The sequence below is a fragment of the Portibacter marinus genome (assembly GCF_021533195.1).
In the GTDB taxonomy this organism is placed as follows: Bacteria; Bacteroidota; Bacteroidia; order Chitinophagales; family Saprospiraceae; genus Portibacter; species Portibacter marinus.
Genome location: NZ_JAJNKB010000002.1, coordinates 1 through 16,636 on the forward strand (window position 1 = coordinate 1; position 16,636 = coordinate 16,636).

Consider the following 16,636-nt stretch of genomic DNA (forward strand, 5'->3'; position numbering starts at 1 on the left):
TTAATTTGAAAGACGACAACGGAAATGTGATTGCGACTACTACGACCTTAGCTGATGGCTCATATGAATTTACAGGATTGACTCCTGGAGATTACAGTGTCCAATTTGTGCTGCCATTGGGAAGCGAGTATAGCCCACTGAATGCTAGTGGTGATGAAGCAACCGATAGTGATGCAGATCCCGCGATGAGTGGCATGACTGAAGTGGTGACTCTTGTCAGTGGTCAGACCAATGATGATTTGGATGCAGGACTTTACGAACCAGCAAGTATCGGAGATTTTGTATGGTTGGATGAAGACGGAGATGGAGTTCAGGATGATGGAGAAGATGGAGTGGAAGGCGTAACCGTTAACTTAAAAGATGAAAACGGAAAAGTGATTGCGAGTACAACCACTGAAGCGGATGGATCGTATGAATTTACAGACTTAACACCTGGAGATTACAGTGTACAATTTGTCTTACCGGCTAATAATACTTTCAGTCCATTGAATGCAAGTGGTGATGAAGCTAATGATAGTGATGCAGATCCATCGATGAGTGGTATGACTGAAGTGGTGACATTGACCAGTGGTCAGACCAATGATGATTTGGATGCAGGTATCAATTCGATTGCTGATTTAAATCTTGTTAAACGAGTAGATGAAATATTCCCGAATGTGGGAGATATTGTCACTTTTAGCATCATAGTGGAAAATGACGGACCAAACACTGCAACAGGGGTGGGAGTACGTGATTCCATTCCGAATGGATACAACAGCATTGATAATATATCAGATGGTGGTATGCTAACGGATGATATTATGAACTGGACAGGAATTTCCATCCCAGCAGGTGAGAAAATCACCCTGACTTTTACTGCAGAAGTGCTGCCTCCTGGTGAGAATGTGGACTATGTGAACATAGCAAGAGTGGAAGAATCAGATCAATTTGATCCTGATTCAGAACCTGGCAATGTAGCGGATACAGATGGTGACGGAATTATTGGAAGTGAAGACTTCGATGGAAGAAAGGATGATGATGATGAAGACGATGGTGATGAAGCTTGGGTTGAGCCTCAGATTGCTGACCTCAGTTTAATCAAATCAGTTTCTAACACCACTCCATTCGTTGGTGAAACGGTCACTTTTACGATTAGTATGACCAATAGTGGTCCAAGTAATGCCACAGGAGTAGATGTCAGTGATTTGGTTCCTGACGGCTATTCTTCAATAAGTAATATTTCTGATGGAGGCATTTTAAGTGGTAGTACCATCACCTGGTCAAACTTGGAAGTCAACGCACTGTCAACGAAAGATTTGACCTTTACAGCTACTGTTGAAGCGAATGGAAATTATGTCAATGTTGCACAGATAGATGCAGCAGATCAGTTTGATCCTGATTCAGAACCTGGCAATCCTGCTGATTCTAATCCAGGTGGTGGAATTGGTTCAGAAGATGATGACGGTACACAAGATCCTAATGATGAAGACGATGGTGATGATGCGGTGGTAAATCCATTAACAGCGTCAGTGAATATTGAAAAACTGACCAATGGCTTCGATTCAGATATTGCTCCCGGTCAACTGATACTCTTCTTAAATGGTACTGAAAAACCTGTAGAGTGGACTTATCAAGTGACAAATAACGGTTCTTCGGACCTTGTGAATTTGGAAGTTGTTGATAATATAGAAGGTGACGTATGTGTCATCGATGAGCTCAAGGTTGGTGAGACCATTGAATGTAAATTGACAGGTATCACAAAAGAGGGTATGTATGCAAATGTTGCTACAGTAACTGGAACACCAGTGAATCCCAATACTGGAGAGCCAACAGATCTTACAGTGATGGATGATGATCCATCACACTATGCAGGAGTTCGATTCAACATTGAGCAAACTGTGTCGGATAATCTAGTCTGTCCTGGTGAAGAAGTAGATGTAATGGTGGCAATTAGACTATTCCCTACAGGTGATCCAGAGATAGATGAAAACATTGAATTTAGGAATGTTCGATTTAATTCAGAAGGGCTGATGGAAGTGCTTGATGTCAATAGTATTTACTTTGATGAAAATTCTGATCCTAATGATGATGGTATCTTGACACCTGACGAGTTTGAGTTTGTATGGAACTATTCTTTGGAAATCACTGAGAACAGCAAGTACATGGTAACAGATACCTTTGATGTTTTCTTTAATGATGTCTTCGTTGACATGATGACCGCCAAAGATTCTATTATGGTTGATGTGAGTGAAGAGGAGTGTAGCCAACTCGGAGACCTAGTATGGTTTGATGAAGATGCAGATGGAATCAAAGATGACAATGAAGATGGGATCAACGGAATCACAGTCAATCTCTATGTTGATTCAGATAAGAATGGAGAACCGGATAATCCGGGTATGCCTATTGAGACTACAACTACGATGTTGAACTTAAATACTGGCAACAATGGTTACTATCAGTTTACTGGATTGATTCCTGATGGATATGTTGTGGAGTTTGTGGATCCTTCCGGAAATTACTTATTCAGTCCTCAAGATGAAGGTGCTGATGAAACAGCAGACAGTGATGCAGACCCTGCGACAGGATTTACGAACAATATCATGTTAATGACAGGTGATTCTAATCAGGATGTGGATGCTGGACTTTTCTTACCAGCTTTTATTGGAAATTATGTATGGAATGACGAAAACGGTGATGGTTTACAAGGCGATGATGAAAATGGTATTCCAGGAGTTACGGTAACTTTGACAGATGAAAATGGTAATGAGGTCTTGGATGTCAATGGCAATATAGTAGGCAATGAAACTACTGATGGAAACGGCGAATATTCTTTTGATAATTTGCTACCGGGCATGTACATAGTGACCTTTGCAAGTCCAGATGGCTTTATCGCAACTCAACAGGATGTCTTGGGAGGTACAACCAATACCGATCAAGGTGATGTGGATGTAGATAGTGATGCAGATCCAATGACGGGCCAATCGCATATCATCGACCTGACTGCAGGTGAGACAGATGACAAGATCGATGCCGGATTCTTTGAACCGGGAAGCATCGGAGACTACGTCTGGAATGATGAAGATGGTGATGGGATTCAGGATGATGATGAAGTAGGAGTCAATGGAATTACTGTCAATCTCTATACTGATGAAGATATGGACGGTATGATAGAGCCTGGGCAAATTCCTTTGGAGACTACTTCTACCATGAATAATCCAATTGGAGGTTCTGCAGGTTTCTACGAATTCGATGAATTACCGTCTGGAAAGTACCTTGTCGAAATAGAAGCGGACGGCTATGTTATTAGCAATGCCAATCAAGGGGGTGATGATACTGTTGACTCAGATATTGATCCAAATACTGGAGTGTCAGATATGATAGAACTTGGACCTGGAGAAGATAATAATACCATCGATGCTGGTATATACATCGGCGGTAGTATTGGAGATCTCGTTTGGAACGACGCTTCCGGACTCATTGCAGATGTATATGAACCAGGTATAGATGTTGGTGTTTCTGGAGTAGTAGTGAATCTACTACAACAGCAAGATCCACTCGATCCTAATAGTTTTGTTCAGATTTCAACGACCAATACAAATACCAACGGAGGTTATCTATTTGAAGACCTGCCTGCGGGTAATTATCAAGTAGAATTTATTCTTCCGGTAGGCCAGGCTTTCGTTCAGCCAAATGTAGGTGATGATAACTTCGATAGTGATGCAGATCCAGCTACTGGTTTGACTGGAGTCATTGTACTACCGGCTGGCGGAGAAGACCTTTCTAATGATGCTGGTCTTACTCTCCCTGCAGTACCGGTTGAGCTGATTAGCTTTACTGGAAAATGGAACGAGGAAAGAAATTTCACTGAATTGGAATGGTCTACTGCTACTGAGATTGACAATGATTACTTCGAAATCGAACGAAGTTTTGGAACAACAAATAACTTTGCGAAGATAGGAGTGGTAGCAGGAAACGGAACGACTTTTGAAACTCAAGAATATGGCTTTGATGACCGAAATATAGAAAGTAACGGCATCTATTTCTACAGGTTAAGACAGTTAGATTATGATGGTACTTTCGCCTACTCAGACATCATTGCTATAAGGGTTGAGAGAGAGGCAGATACGGAAATTGAGATTTATCCTAATCCGACCATTGAATATTTCAACATTGATGTAAAGACTGACAAGCAGCGCGATATTACTGTGAGATTATTCGACATGAGTGGAAAATTAGTTTCTTCTAGATACGTTCAGGCTGGAGATGTGCAGTATGAAAATATCATTAGAATAGATGTTTCAGATCTACCTGCAGGACTTTATAATGTGAGAACTGAAGTTGGTAAAGAGTTATTTGTGCAACAAATAGATGTGATTAAATAAAAATCAAAGCGTAGTGGTGAATTATTTCAACACTACGCTATTTTTCATATGAATGAAAATTATTATCTATTATCTATTAATTTTAAATGAATTCTGAGAAATCATTCGATATTATAGGTTGAGAAATGACGCATAGATGCTAAAAGCCGCTCTAAATCAGCGTCTTGCATGTAAAAAAAATGGAACAGGTGTTGTTTTAGTAGACAATTAATACTATCTTTAATTTATCAATACGAACATACTTTTATTTAGTATATAAGATCCAGGTTTCATTCTCATTATTTTGGGGTGTCGTTCTACAAAGAGCACCCCATTTTTTTTGCCCCTAATTCTTCTTTATGACAGCGACTTAATTGCGAATGTATGATTAGGTACAAAAAAAATGCGATCAGATGATCGCATTTTTTTTATATTTCTTTGAAATTATAAAGCTTAAGAGCAATAAGCATCGAAAGCTTGCACCAGATTTTCTGCAATCATTTGCGCAGAACGACCTTCTATGTGATGTCTTTCTAGCATATGAACCAGACTGCCATCTTTAAATAATGCTATAGCAGGAGATGATGGAGGGTAGGGAAGTAAAAATTCCCGCGCAGTAGCAGTTGCATCTGCATCTACACCAGCAAATACCGTAACTAGCTTGTCTGGTTTGTTTTCGTTCTGAATTGCAATCTTTGCTCCTGGTCTGGCATTTGCTGCCGCGCAACCACAAACAGAATTAACGACCAGTAAAACTGTTCCATCTGTTTTCTCTAAAACTTCTTTTACTTCTTCAGGTGAAGACAATGCTTCAAACCCAAATTCCGTTAATTCTTGGGACATCGGCCTCACTAATTCCAATGGATACATATTTATTAGTTATAATTTGAAAAATTGTGACAAAGAAAATATTAAATCTTAATTTCACATTTTAAAGTGTTGGATCTAATCGTACCAAATCACTTCTCCGTTTTAATAAACCAAAATTAATGAAATTAGTTTCAGTAAAAACTTTTTACCTCATTCTTGTTTGCTTTATTTTTTCATGTACTCGTGACAGTTTGGGAATGGAAGACAATATCTGTGATGAACGAGTAACTTACGAGGATAACATCAAGCCGATCGTTGATGCAACGTGTGCCTATTCCGGATGCCATAGAAGCGGGGCCGCGCCTGGCGAATTTATAGATTATGATGGACTTTCCAGGTATTTCGGAGGGGGACAGCTAGAACAAAGAGTTACCGTTGCACAAAATATGCCACCAAGTAATGCTCCGGGCCCTAAGGAACTGTCGAAAAGAGAACTTGATTTATTTAAGTGCTGGATAGATGAGGGTTATCCGGAAAATTGAAAACATGATCATACTAAATAGACTTTCACATATTTTTTTAATCATACTATTTGCTTCTTGCCTGATGGGACAGGAGTTAGTATATGAAACCTTTAAAGACAGAAGAGTCATCAATAACCATTCTGTAGAAACCTTGCCTGCAAGGAAGCTTGATGTCCGTATTGGCCATAGATTTGGAAACCTGGGAGGACCTAATGGAGGGTGGACTACTTTTTATGGTTTGGAAAATTCTACTGATATTTTGACTGGCTTTGAATATGGGCTTACCAATGCGCTTGATATCGGAATTTTTAGAACCAAGGGTTCAAGCGAATTACGCCAAAATATAAATGCGCTTTTAAAAGCCAAATTGATGGGGCAAAATGATCTCAACAATCCGATCACTGTGACTGTCATGGGAATGACTTCGGTGTCCACTATGGCAAAATCTAGTGCAGAAGGTGTCATTTCCAGTTTTCCTAAAGAAGCACACCGGCTTTCCTTTCATACTCAACTCATGTTAGCAAGAAAATTTTCTCCATTATTTTCACTGCAGGTTCACGGAGGATGGACTTATAGGAACTTAGTGTATGATGAGGATACCAATGATCTTGTTTCTGCAGGTCTTTCCGCAAGAATTCAGGTGACCAGAGTACTTGGGATTATACTCGATGGGACATTTCCCTTTTCAGGGTTGAGAACAATAGAAAATGGTTACTATCCTGCATTGGGAATTGGATTTGAATTTGAAACTGGTGGTGGTCACGTTTTTCAAATTAATCTGACCAATGCCACAGGAATGAGTGAAACCGACTTTATACCGTACACTACGAGCAATTGGAGTGAAGGTGAATTTAGACTCGGATTTACCATTTCACGGCTATTCAATCTGTAATTCATGAAAAAAGCAATATTTATATTTGCAGTCGTCAGTTCTGTACTGATTATGGGCTTTGTCGTCAGGAAAGAAAGCTTTACTCTTGATCGTCAGATGAGTGTTAGGGAAGCACTGATAACATTGGAAGCTTATGATGCTCCTAATCATGTGGTTAATGAAGTTATTCGTGGTGCTAGTGCTGAGAAAGGGAAAGAAATTGTAACGCTAGGTTCCACCAAAGGACCTACCGGATTGCCAACCCGGCGGATTAGTAAACATTTCGTGTGCACTTCTTGCCATAATATTGAAAGAGAAGATCCGGATCTGGCTGTAATTGACCCACAAGCCAGATTAGAATACACAGCGGAAAAAGGCATTCCATTTCTGCAAGGTAGTCCCCTTTACGGTATCGTTAACAGAGACTCTTTTTACAACGATGATTATGAAAAGAAGTACGGAGATCTAGTATTTGTGGCGAGAAACAACTTGAGACAAGCGATCCAATTATGCTCTACCGAATGTAGTCAAGGTCGATTAATGAATGACTGGGAAGTTGAATCAGTTTTGATGTATCTCTGGACGCTGGAATTAAAACTAGAAGATTTGAACATTGACACACAAGAAGAAGAAAAAATAGCCAGGGCAATTGAAAATAATGAAGCCACTCATGAAATTGCCGAATTGATTAAGTCGAAATACATGGTCACCTCTCCAGCTCACTTCGTAGCCCCGCCAGTACAAAGGGCCGAACGTGCCACTCCCGATGGTGATGCTGAAAACGGAGCAATAATCTATGAAAACAGCTGTATGTACTGTCATGATAATCGCAGGTATTCCTTTTTTAATCTGGATTATTCTGATTTAACTTTTAGAAATCTGAGAAATAATCTTGACGAATATCATGAACGGTCTATCTATCAGGTGGCAAGGTATGGTACCAGTCCTGTAGCCGGTAAGAAAGCCTATATGCCACAGTATACAGTAGAGAAAATGTCAGAGCAGATGTTGGAAGATCTTAAAACCTTTATCATCCGGAAGGCAAATTAAATTGTGATTTTAGCGGCGGGCTATTTCGGTCTAATTTTGAAGATTAAGAGTTTATTCTAGGGGCCATCCTAATTGAATCCAGTCTTCCCAGTAGTCGATATCTGATTTTTCATCTAATAATTCGTAGGTCAAGCCTCTCTCATCAAGCGTAGCTAAGGTTTCCTTAAGTAAATCTTCTTGGCTCCAGGGCTTGTCTTCAAATAATTCTGGATAATATTCATTCATGCCCAACAAATAGTAACCTCCATCTTGCGCAGGTCCAATCACCACATCCTTATTTTCTAAAATCTGAAAAGCTTTCTTAACGTCCTTTTCCTTCAATTCTGCACAGTCTGAACCGATGATGACTACACTCGTAACTTTTTCGTTAAATTCATTAAAGAAAGCATGAGCCATTTTCTGCCCAAGGTCGCCTTCAACTTGTAACTTCTTGCTGAAAAGATGGTTTGCCCAAAACCCATCGTGCTCAATATATTTATTGTAAAAGACTATTTTTTGAACCTGGAGATCCTTGACCAGATCTCTGGTGTAGGTAAGAAGTCTCTGATACACTTTCATTGCAACATCATCACCCTTGATTCGGCCTATTCGGGTCTTAGCTGTGCCAGGAATGGCATTTTTTACAAAAATTATCAGCTTTTGTTTCATCCTAGTTGCCCTTCAGAGAATTGACATTGGTCACGCCAATTAGTCGATCATATCTTGCACCCAATTGTCGGTAGTAAACCAGTATGGTGTAGTCGTTTTCTGTCTCAAACCAGTTGCTTTCTGTTACTTCATAATTGATTTGATTATTTCCATCTATGGCTGCATACAAATAGTTGTAGTATCCTTGCTTTAGAAGAATTTCTGCCTGATAAGCGCCAATTTCTTCGTTGTATTCCATCTTATTTTCCGGATAAAAATTCCAACTGCTGAATTCTCCGACGACATAAACATCATGTTCATAGATGGGTTGGCTTGAATCAAGCGTGAAAATAACATTGGTGTACTCTGAAGTTGCCTTTCCATTTCGAAGACTTCCTTCATAATTTGGAACAAAAACACCATTCCCTTCTCGGTAAAAAATATAATTCTTGGTCTCTCTTCTCAGGTCTTTTTTAAGTAAAACATCAATGCCATAAGTGTTGATTTCAATGGCCTCTGTCCGGTCTGAATTTAACTGAATATCTCTGGTATCAAAATATCTAAACTCCTTCCCAGCCGGGAATGTGGAAACGCCAAACTTGTTAAAATTGATTTGATCTCCAATAGCGGTCAATGGTTTAATATTCGTAATCGCATTGTCCCAGCGATCATTCTGAGTGATGGTTACCGAAAGCTCATTCATTGCATCACTGATGTAGAACTTATTTAGGTCAACTTCAAAATCAATCCGCTGATGAGTATTGTACAAAGATGCATCTAAGGCGGGTAAAACATCAGCAGTGATGTTTACCAAAGGCTCAACTACCATGAATCTTCTGGTCATAATGACCAGATTACTTTCATCCTCGTCCATAACGGTCAATACATAATTACCAGAGATTTTCCATGAAGTTCTTTGGTTCGGTAGCAGTAATTCATAGTGCGTGTAATCATGGATGGTCTGGTTGGAAAAAGTGGCTCTCTGAATATCTTCTTCGTTGAATCCTTCTAGATATTCTAGTTCTCCAATTTTCGTAGGATACCAATCCTTATCGCAATGCTGAATCGAATAGACATAATCCTTATTGCCACCCTCCAAATCATCAAAGGTCAGTTTCAGTCTGCCACTTGAATTCAGGTCAATTATAGGTGCCGAAGTGGGCAATGAGGAGTGATGGAATTTGACGCTTTTAATGTGTTCGAAATAAACCTCGTTTTGGATAGGTTGGCCGAATAGTAATGCAGCTGAGCAAATCGCCCATAGGATCAATGTGAATCTCAAATTATTCTTTTTAAATAGACGCTGTAACTCTGGTTATTATTTTAAAGTTTCTTATAAGTTATGTTTTCTTCGGCTAAAAACTTCCGATCTGGTAACACAAACCATTTTAACTGACCAGGCAAAAGCATGTTCTGAAATTTTATTTTATCATTTAATTCAATGGTTTCTCCATTTTCAAAGGTTCCATCTTTCGAGAATTCAATGACATCTAATTCAGCATTTTCAGGATCAAAATAGAATTTCCAGGTATCGGTACCTACAGTTGGATCATAAGTAACGGTAATCACCTGGTACGCTTTGTTCTTAAAATATTTCACTTCAATATCATGGTGAATAATTGTACCAGTATCTTTCAGTTTCATTGGCATTCCTATTAAGTATCTGAAATAGTCGTTATACATTTTTGCGCGGTCACAATTTTCGCAGGGAAAGGAATAGACTGTTGAGTCTTGACGCATGGTAAATTTATTTTCCTTGATATCTAAAGTTAGAAATCGATCAGTGGTGGTTATTCTATCTTTTCTCCTAACCATAGAATGGATGTCAATGGCAGCCTGTAATTGATGCCATCTATCTTTAGGGTCGTGATGTTGAATTGATCTATCGATCAGTTGGACGGCCTCTGATTGTGAGTAAGCAAAATGCGTGAGGAATAAAAAGAGTATGATTTGTTTCATCCGCAATATTAAGGATGATGTGGGTTAGTAACAAATAATTCTGTCTGAATTAAAGACAAAAAAAGTCCTGGACTCTCTAAAATCCAGAACTTATAATTAAAAGGTTCTAATAGTTTCAACGGACTATTAGAAAACGCAATGAAAAAGATTGTCTTTTCCGGTTTCAAATTCCATTTTAATCAATACAAATGTATACAGGAATGGATGGCTAGTAAAGAATTTTTGCAAATGGTTTGGTCAATTAAGCGGCATTCATATCGTATTGTTGCTTTCTTTCTGATAAGCAAATCAGCCTTTGACTTTAGCCAGGTATTCATCAAGAATGTCCCATTGGCCTTTTTCTGCAATTCTTGCTTGAATAGGCCAGTTTAAGGGGTCTACTCCTGAGAATTGGTCTCCTTCCAGTTCCAGCATAGCCTTCAGTTCTGCAATCTTGGTTGAGGCAAGATCTGAGAAGGTGATAATTTTATGTTTGTTCAGAACTCTTTGAACTTCTGGCGTTATACCATATAAATAGGTGAGGTCTTTGTTCTTTTTAGATTCAGAAAAACCACTGGAAAGCATATCAGTTGAAAAAGTCTTTCCGGAATATTTGTTTTTATAAAAATCGTAGGGATTTTCAGCCTTGGTTTTTTTCTTCTTTTTCTTTGATTTCTTTTCTGTTCTAATCGGTTCTAAGCCTTTATCATGATTCAAATTGAAAGACTTTTGCCTGGCTTTTACAATACTTTTTTCTAACTCTTCTAAAAAGATTTGATAATCATTCACATAATCTTTCTTTGGCTCGGAATCTTTCTTTAGGTTCTTAATTTCATTTTTCAGTGCAAGATTTTCTGCTGCCAGAACTGAGGAAGTTACATTAGGAACAGGTGGAGTAGTATTTCGAAACTCAATTTTTAATTTTTCTATTTCAGAATGAGTACGAGCCAAATCTTCTTCGAGCCTTTCTTTTGCTTTTAATTGATTTGCAAGTGCGATATTTTGATTAGAAGCATTCAGGACTTGCGCTTGAAGACTATTATATTGTGCTTTATTAAAAAAGGATATGATCAAACCACCCAAAACTGTTCCGGTAAGAAAGGCGATTACAGGCAGTAGTTCACATATGAAGTCCCACATAGGATAATTTGCATTTCTACAAAAATACACCGGAATGTCGTGAAAAACAGCTCAAGTAGGCAGAATTCTAGCCTTTCGACAAGAATTTTACATAGATCATTATTGGCTGCCCAATTATATAGGGGGATAATATAAATAAGTGTCAAAAACCAGATAAAAATACTGAATTGTCATTTCCAGAATGTTAGGAATTACAAAAGAACTATGTCATTGCCACTATTGAACCTATTCCAAATAGCAATACAAAGAGTAAAGTGGATAAAGCAAGCTGCTTTAATAGTGGATCTATTAATACAGCTTGTTTACGCTCAACCACTGCTTTAACATGGATAACAAACAATGGCAGTGACAGTAGAAATAGAAATTGCCATAAAGATTCAAATCTTAGTAAAACAAATAAAATACTGGCAAGGATGCCAGTGCAGATTAATACTGCGTGATAGAAAACCGCTTTTTTCCTACCTACTCTTACCGGTATAGATTTTTTGCCAGCCACTTTATCTGATTCGATATCTCTGATATTATTAACATTTAATACCGCTACAGAGAAGAATCCGCAAGTGATGGCTGGCAAAAGGATATCTCTGTCAAGGAAGCCATTATGCAAATAGAAAGTTCCGCACACCGCTACGAATCCAAAAAAGATCAATACTGAAATATCTCCTAGTCCCACATATCCATAGGGATTACTGCCCATCGTGTAATAAATAGCGGCAGCAATAGAACCCACTCCCAGAATCAGAAAAATTAGCATAGTCCAGTCAAGAGCAAGGCTCAGCGCTAAGAGTGTCACTCCGCTAGCTAAAGATAGGAAAGTGAAAACAATAATGACACGTCGCATTGCATTAGGTGAGATTTCCCCAGATTGGACAGAACGTTGAGGTCCTAATCTTTCATCGTGGTCTGCACCATTTACAAAGTCTCCATAGTCATTCGCCAGATTGGATAAGATTTGTAAAAATATGGTCGTGACCAATGTTAAAATCACTACATCCCACTTATAGGAGGCATATGCTGCGGCAGTAAAACTTCCCATACCTACACAGGCCAGGGAAAGTGGCAGCGTTCGCAATCTGAATGCTTTAAGCCATCTCTTCATATATATTCAAATAAGGAAGCAAATTAAGGCATTAAAGCTGTAATCAAAAAATTAACCTTCTGCCAACATTACTTAACTTTTTCATAGCACATGTGAGTTGTAAAGTAACCTATATTGACCTTATATTTTGTAATTAAAATTTGATATCATGTTAAATACTAGAATATTTTCAACCGGTATCATCCTACTAATATCAATTACAAGCAGTTTTGCAGCCTACATAGATGGAATTTGGCAAGTCAATAGGTCGAATGATTTAGTCGAAATTAAAGCAACCAATTATGGGCTAAAAGCAAAATTTCTGAATTCTAATGATTGGATCCATTATGATAGGGTTCGTGACGACATCTACGAAGATAGAAAGGGTAATCGTTATTACATCAAGACCAATAATCGAATGACCTGGGAGAGCAGAGATGGCAGACGCGTTATCAATTTAGAAAAATCGAATATTCAGAATAGAAGAGGGAGAAGTTATGATGACTACGAGTATGGTTATGACTATGAAAATCGAAGAAGAAGATCGAATGGCAATCGCGGAAATGGAAGGAGGTTCAATCAGCACATCTGCTCTTCCGCTTGTGGAACCACATGTGGCATGGGAGTAGGATATAGAGACGATGGTATGTCAGGCACGTGGACCAATCGATGGAGAAATGTGGTGGCTTATGTAGAGTTTGATGGATATAGTGTTCGAATGCGTACCAATAATTCAAAAAAATGGACGACTTATAGAAGAACGAATTCACGAAAATTACATTTTGAAGATCGATGGGGCAATCGATTGAGATTTAAAAACAATGGACGATTGCAATGGAGAAGAGCCGATGGGCGTCGAAATATTGATTTAACCAGAGATTACTGATTACAGTCGTCAGTTTTTAAAATCGTTAATTGATCTAAGAAAGAAGCATAGCAATAGATTTTTAAGTGATGGTCCTCGCGCTACAAATAGTGAGGACAATTTTTATTGCCAGCTATTATAATAAGGTAGGTATCTCAAGCGTATAATTAAAGTCTACTTCAATTAAACTTTCATTTAATCTGGTCATATTTACATTTCTATTCTTAAGAATCATTAACTCGATCAATGGCTAAAAGGAAAAAAACAACTTTCTTAAAATGGAAGAATTTCTTTAAAAAACTAAGCTGGAAGCATTGGGCTTTAATTGCTGTAATAATGCCATTCCTCTTTGTTTTCTTTATATTCATATTGGTAAGAACAGGTTCTATAGGGGAACTACCTACTGCAGAGGAAATGGCACAAATCAAGAATCCTGTCAGTTCTTCCTTGTTGGATGCTAAAGGTGAATTAATTGCCGAATATTACATAGAAAATCGCACCAATGTCGAGTTAGACCAGATCAGTCCATACTTTTTGGATGCGCTGATTGCTACTGAAGATGCCAGGTTTTATAAACACTCCGGAATAGACTACAGAAGTTTGGGCAGAGTAGCGGTTAAGACATTGCTTTTGCAAAAGGAGTCCAGTGGCGGTGGCAGTACAATTACTCAGCAATTGGTGAAAAATGTATTTAAGAGGAAAAGATATGGTATTCTGACCTTGCCGATAAACAAATTTAGCGAAATCATTGCGGCGCACCGTTTGGAGAATATCTATAGCAAAGAGGAAATCCTAAAATTATATGTAAATACGGTTTCTTTCGGAGAGAGAGCTTTTGGAATTAATACAGCATCCAATCGATTTTTTAATAAAATTCCCAAAGATCTGTCTTTGCCGGAAGCTGCCACATTGGTAGGAATTCTCAAAGCGCCCACACGATACAGTCCCAGATTGCATCCTGAGCGTTCTAAGCAAAGAAGAAATGTGGTCATCAGCCAAATGCATAAATATGGCTACATCGACCAGGAAACCAAAGATTCTGCTCAACTTGCGGAGTTTAACCTTGATTACCTGTCTCCACAAGGAGAGAGATTAATCGCCTATGCGAAGAATCATGTAAAAAAAGAATTTGAAAAGATAAAGGAAGCATTTCCTAAAGCGGATGGCACGACCTATAGTTTGTATACGGATGGATTGCGTATTCACACTACTCTGGATAAGCAGTTACAGAGAGATGCAGAGAATATTGTGGCGAAAACAATGCCTGATATTCAAAAGCAATTCTGGGCTGGCTGGGCTAATTCCAGTCCGTTCAAAGGTAGTACCAGAGTAATAGACGATGCCATTCACAGACATCCTATTTACCAGAGATTAAAAGCACAGGGAAAATCCAAAGAGGAGATCCTTGAACCATTTATCACCAAGGCGGAACGGCGAGTCTGGACATGGGATGGCTATGAAGACAAAGAAATCACGATAATTGATAGCATTAAACACTATTTAACCTTACTTCAAAGCGGTATGATGGCTGTTGATCCGAGAAATGGTGCCATCAAAGTATGGGTAGGTGGAAATGATTTTGGTGAGTTCCAATATGATAATGTTAGTTCTGCAAGACAAGTTGGCTCTACATTTAAGCCCATTACATATCTTGTTGCTATTGAAAAGGACATTGATCCGTGCACGTTCTATCCTAATGAATTACGTACTTACGTAGATTATAAAGATTGGACGCCCGGTAATGCAGGAGGAGAATATGGTGGTTCTTATTCACTACAAGGTGCACTTGCGCACTCCGTCAATACAGTTTCTGTGCAGCTTATCATGGAAATGGGTGCTGATAATGTTGTCAAAAAAGCATATGAATTGGGAGTAGAGTCCAAACTACCAGCAGTACCTTCTATCGTATTAGGAACGGCGGATGTCAGCATGGTCGAAATGATGAAAGTTTACAGCGTGTTTGCCAATGGAGGATACACTATAGAACCCTACATCATCGAAAAAATCGAAAATTATAAAGGAGAAGTGCTTTGGGAGAGAACACCTTATGAACCTGAAAGAGTGGTCGATAAAGAAGATGCTGATGTATTGATTCAAATGCTTCAGAATGGAACTGAATTTGGATCTGGAAGTAGAATTAAATCGTACGGTCTACCAGTCCATATTGCAGGAAAGACAGGTACTACACAGAACCAATCAGATGGATGGTTCATTGGAGCAGCTCCCAACCTGGTAGCAGGTGCCTGGGTAGGGACCGATGATAGAAGAATTCATTTCCGAAGTTTGTCAACAGGCTCAGGAGGGAGGACTGCTTTGCCTTTGGTTGGTCAACTTTTCAGGAAAGCCTATGCCAATAGAAGAATTACTCCGATGGCATTTGATACGTCAAATTTTGTGCTGATGTGCCCTGATTACAGTGAAATGGAGGCAGATGATATGAATAGATGGAGAGTTGCCCAATTAGAAAGGAGAGATAATGATTTGCTCCGGGTTCTGGAAAATGTATTTACCGGAAATGGGAGACCAGATGCTGAGGCTGAGGGGGAGGATAGACCAAGGCGAAGAAACAGTAATCAGGACAGAAGAAGGCGTAAAAAGAAAGATCGTCCAACGCTCAAAGAAAGATTGGAGAAGATATTTGGTGACGGGTGATTATAATATTTAGTTATTTTAGCAAATATCTATGATTGTTTTGCTATCTGACTTAATATGGAGATCGTTGATAATTCCGGACTGATATATCAGTTTACCATAGGTCTAATTTTTCTGGCCACAGTGATTTTTTATCTTTCAATGTTTTTTTACTCGAAAAGGCTGACCACTTCTGTCATCAAACAGAAGAAAGCAGAGCAAGATCTTTTGATTTCAAATCTTAACCTTCAGAATGAGCGGATCGAAAAAGATAAAATTAGACTTGCCGAGCTAGCTGAACGCGAGCGAGCTAAAAGATTGGAACAGGAAAGGGATCTCCGCTCAAAAGAATTGGTTTCTAATACGCTGCTTTTTCAGAAACAGGTTGATCTACTCCTGAGATTAGATGAAAATCTAAAGGAAATTCCAGCCGAAGATCCTTCCAAGGCAAAAGTAAAGTTGAACAAGCTCAGAAGACTGATAAAATCAAATCTCAATCAGGAAGATACCTGGGACGAATTCAAGATACAGTTTGAAAAGTTGCATCCAAGCTTTTTCGAAAAACTGAAGACATCTTTCCCTAAATTAACTGCGAATGATCTTCGACATTGCGCCTTCATGAAGATGAGGATGAATACGAAAGAAATAGCCAGGTTGCTCAATATTAACCCCACGAGCGTCCAGATTTCCAGAGTAAGAATGAAGAAGAAAATGAATCTGGGGGCAGAAGAAGATTTGAAGCAATTCATAGCCGCATATTAG

At 38.8% G+C, this 16,636-nt stretch carries 13 protein-coding genes; 7 read left to right on the plus strand and 6 right to left on the minus strand.

All coding sequences use genetic code 11. The annotated features are described in order from the left end of the window. Window positions 1-4,361 (plus strand): SdrD B-like domain-containing protein (locus L2567_RS04170; RefSeq protein WP_235296444.1); only part of this gene is annotated, 4,361 nt, incomplete at its 5' end. Window positions 4,362-4,793: 432 nt separating this feature from the next. Here the strand turns inward: L2567_RS04170 and L2567_RS04175 are convergent. After that, window positions 4,794-5,210, minus strand: a complete 417-nt coding sequence (locus L2567_RS04175; RefSeq protein ID WP_235296445.1) for a BrxA/BrxB family bacilliredoxin — start codon at window positions 5,208-5,210, stop codon at window positions 4,794-4,796. Between the two features lie 119 nt (window positions 5,211-5,329). On the opposite strand from L2567_RS04175, the gene L2567_RS04180 reads away from it, so the two are divergent. Genes L2567_RS04180 through L2567_RS04190 form a run of 3 tightly spaced genes read left to right on the plus strand, consistent with a single transcriptional unit; the run spans window position 5,330 to window position 7,595 of the window. Then, on the plus strand, window positions 5,330-5,692 hold the full coding sequence (locus L2567_RS04180; RefSeq protein WP_235296446.1) for a hypothetical protein: 363 nt from the start codon (window positions 5,330-5,332) through the stop codon (window positions 5,690-5,692). A 4-nt stretch (window positions 5,693-5,696) separates the two neighbouring features. Further along, window positions 5,697-6,566, plus strand: a complete 870-nt coding sequence (locus L2567_RS04185; RefSeq protein WP_235296447.1) for a DUF5777 family beta-barrel protein — start codon at window positions 5,697-5,699, stop codon at window positions 6,564-6,566. A gap of 3 nt (window positions 6,567-6,569) precedes the next feature. Beyond that, window positions 6,570-7,595, plus strand: coding sequence for a c-type cytochrome (locus L2567_RS04190; RefSeq protein ID WP_235296448.1), 1,026 nt, complete (start codon window positions 6,570-6,572; stop codon window positions 7,593-7,595). 51 nt (window positions 7,596-7,646) lie between these two features. On the opposite strand, the gene L2567_RS04195 is transcribed toward L2567_RS04190, so the two are convergent. From L2567_RS04195 to L2567_RS04215, 5 genes are all read right to left on the minus strand, one after another. Continuing rightward, on the minus strand, window positions 7,647-8,243 hold the full coding sequence (locus L2567_RS04195) for a TIGR04282 family arsenosugar biosynthesis glycosyltransferase (RefSeq protein WP_235296449.1): 597 nt from the start codon (window positions 8,241-8,243) through the stop codon (window positions 7,647-7,649). Between the two features lies 1 nt (window position 8,244). After that, window positions 8,245-9,504, minus strand: coding sequence for a type IX secretion system plug protein (locus L2567_RS04200; RefSeq protein WP_235296450.1), 1,260 nt, complete (start codon window positions 9,502-9,504; stop codon window positions 8,245-8,247). A 41-nt stretch (window positions 9,505-9,545) separates the two neighbouring features. Continuing rightward, window positions 9,546-10,181, minus strand: coding sequence for a DUF6503 family protein (locus L2567_RS04205; RefSeq protein WP_235296451.1), 636 nt, complete (start codon window positions 10,179-10,181; stop codon window positions 9,546-9,548). A gap of 288 nt (window positions 10,182-10,469) precedes the next feature. After that, window positions 10,470-11,300: a hypothetical protein gene (locus L2567_RS04210; RefSeq protein WP_235296453.1), complete on the minus strand. Its 831-nt coding sequence runs from the start codon at window positions 11,298-11,300 to the stop codon at window positions 10,470-10,472. Between the two features lie 202 nt (window positions 11,301-11,502). Further along, window positions 11,503-12,399, minus strand: a complete 897-nt coding sequence (locus tag L2567_RS04215) for a 1,4-dihydroxy-2-naphthoate polyprenyltransferase (protein WP_235296454.1) — start codon at window positions 12,397-12,399, stop codon at window positions 11,503-11,505. Between the two features lie 148 nt (window positions 12,400-12,547). On the opposite strand from L2567_RS04215, the gene L2567_RS04220 reads away from it, so the two are divergent. The 3 genes from L2567_RS04220 (at window position 12,548) to L2567_RS04230 (ending at window position 16,636) form a co-directional block, all read left to right on the plus strand. Beyond that, window positions 12,548-13,264, plus strand: coding sequence for a hypothetical protein (locus L2567_RS04220; RefSeq protein ID WP_235296455.1), 717 nt, complete (start codon window positions 12,548-12,550; stop codon window positions 13,262-13,264). 225 nt (window positions 13,265-13,489) lie between these two features. Next, window positions 13,490-15,895 (plus strand): transglycosylase domain-containing protein, encoded by a 2,406-nt coding sequence (locus L2567_RS04225; RefSeq protein WP_235296457.1) that lies wholly within the window; start codon window positions 13,490-13,492, stop codon window positions 15,893-15,895. A 57-nt stretch (window positions 15,896-15,952) separates the two neighbouring features. Continuing rightward, the gene (locus L2567_RS04230; RefSeq protein ID WP_235296459.1) at window positions 15,953-16,636 is read left to right on the plus strand and encodes a helix-turn-helix transcriptional regulator; all 684 of its coding nucleotides are present in this window, start codon (window positions 15,953-15,955) and stop codon (window positions 16,634-16,636) included.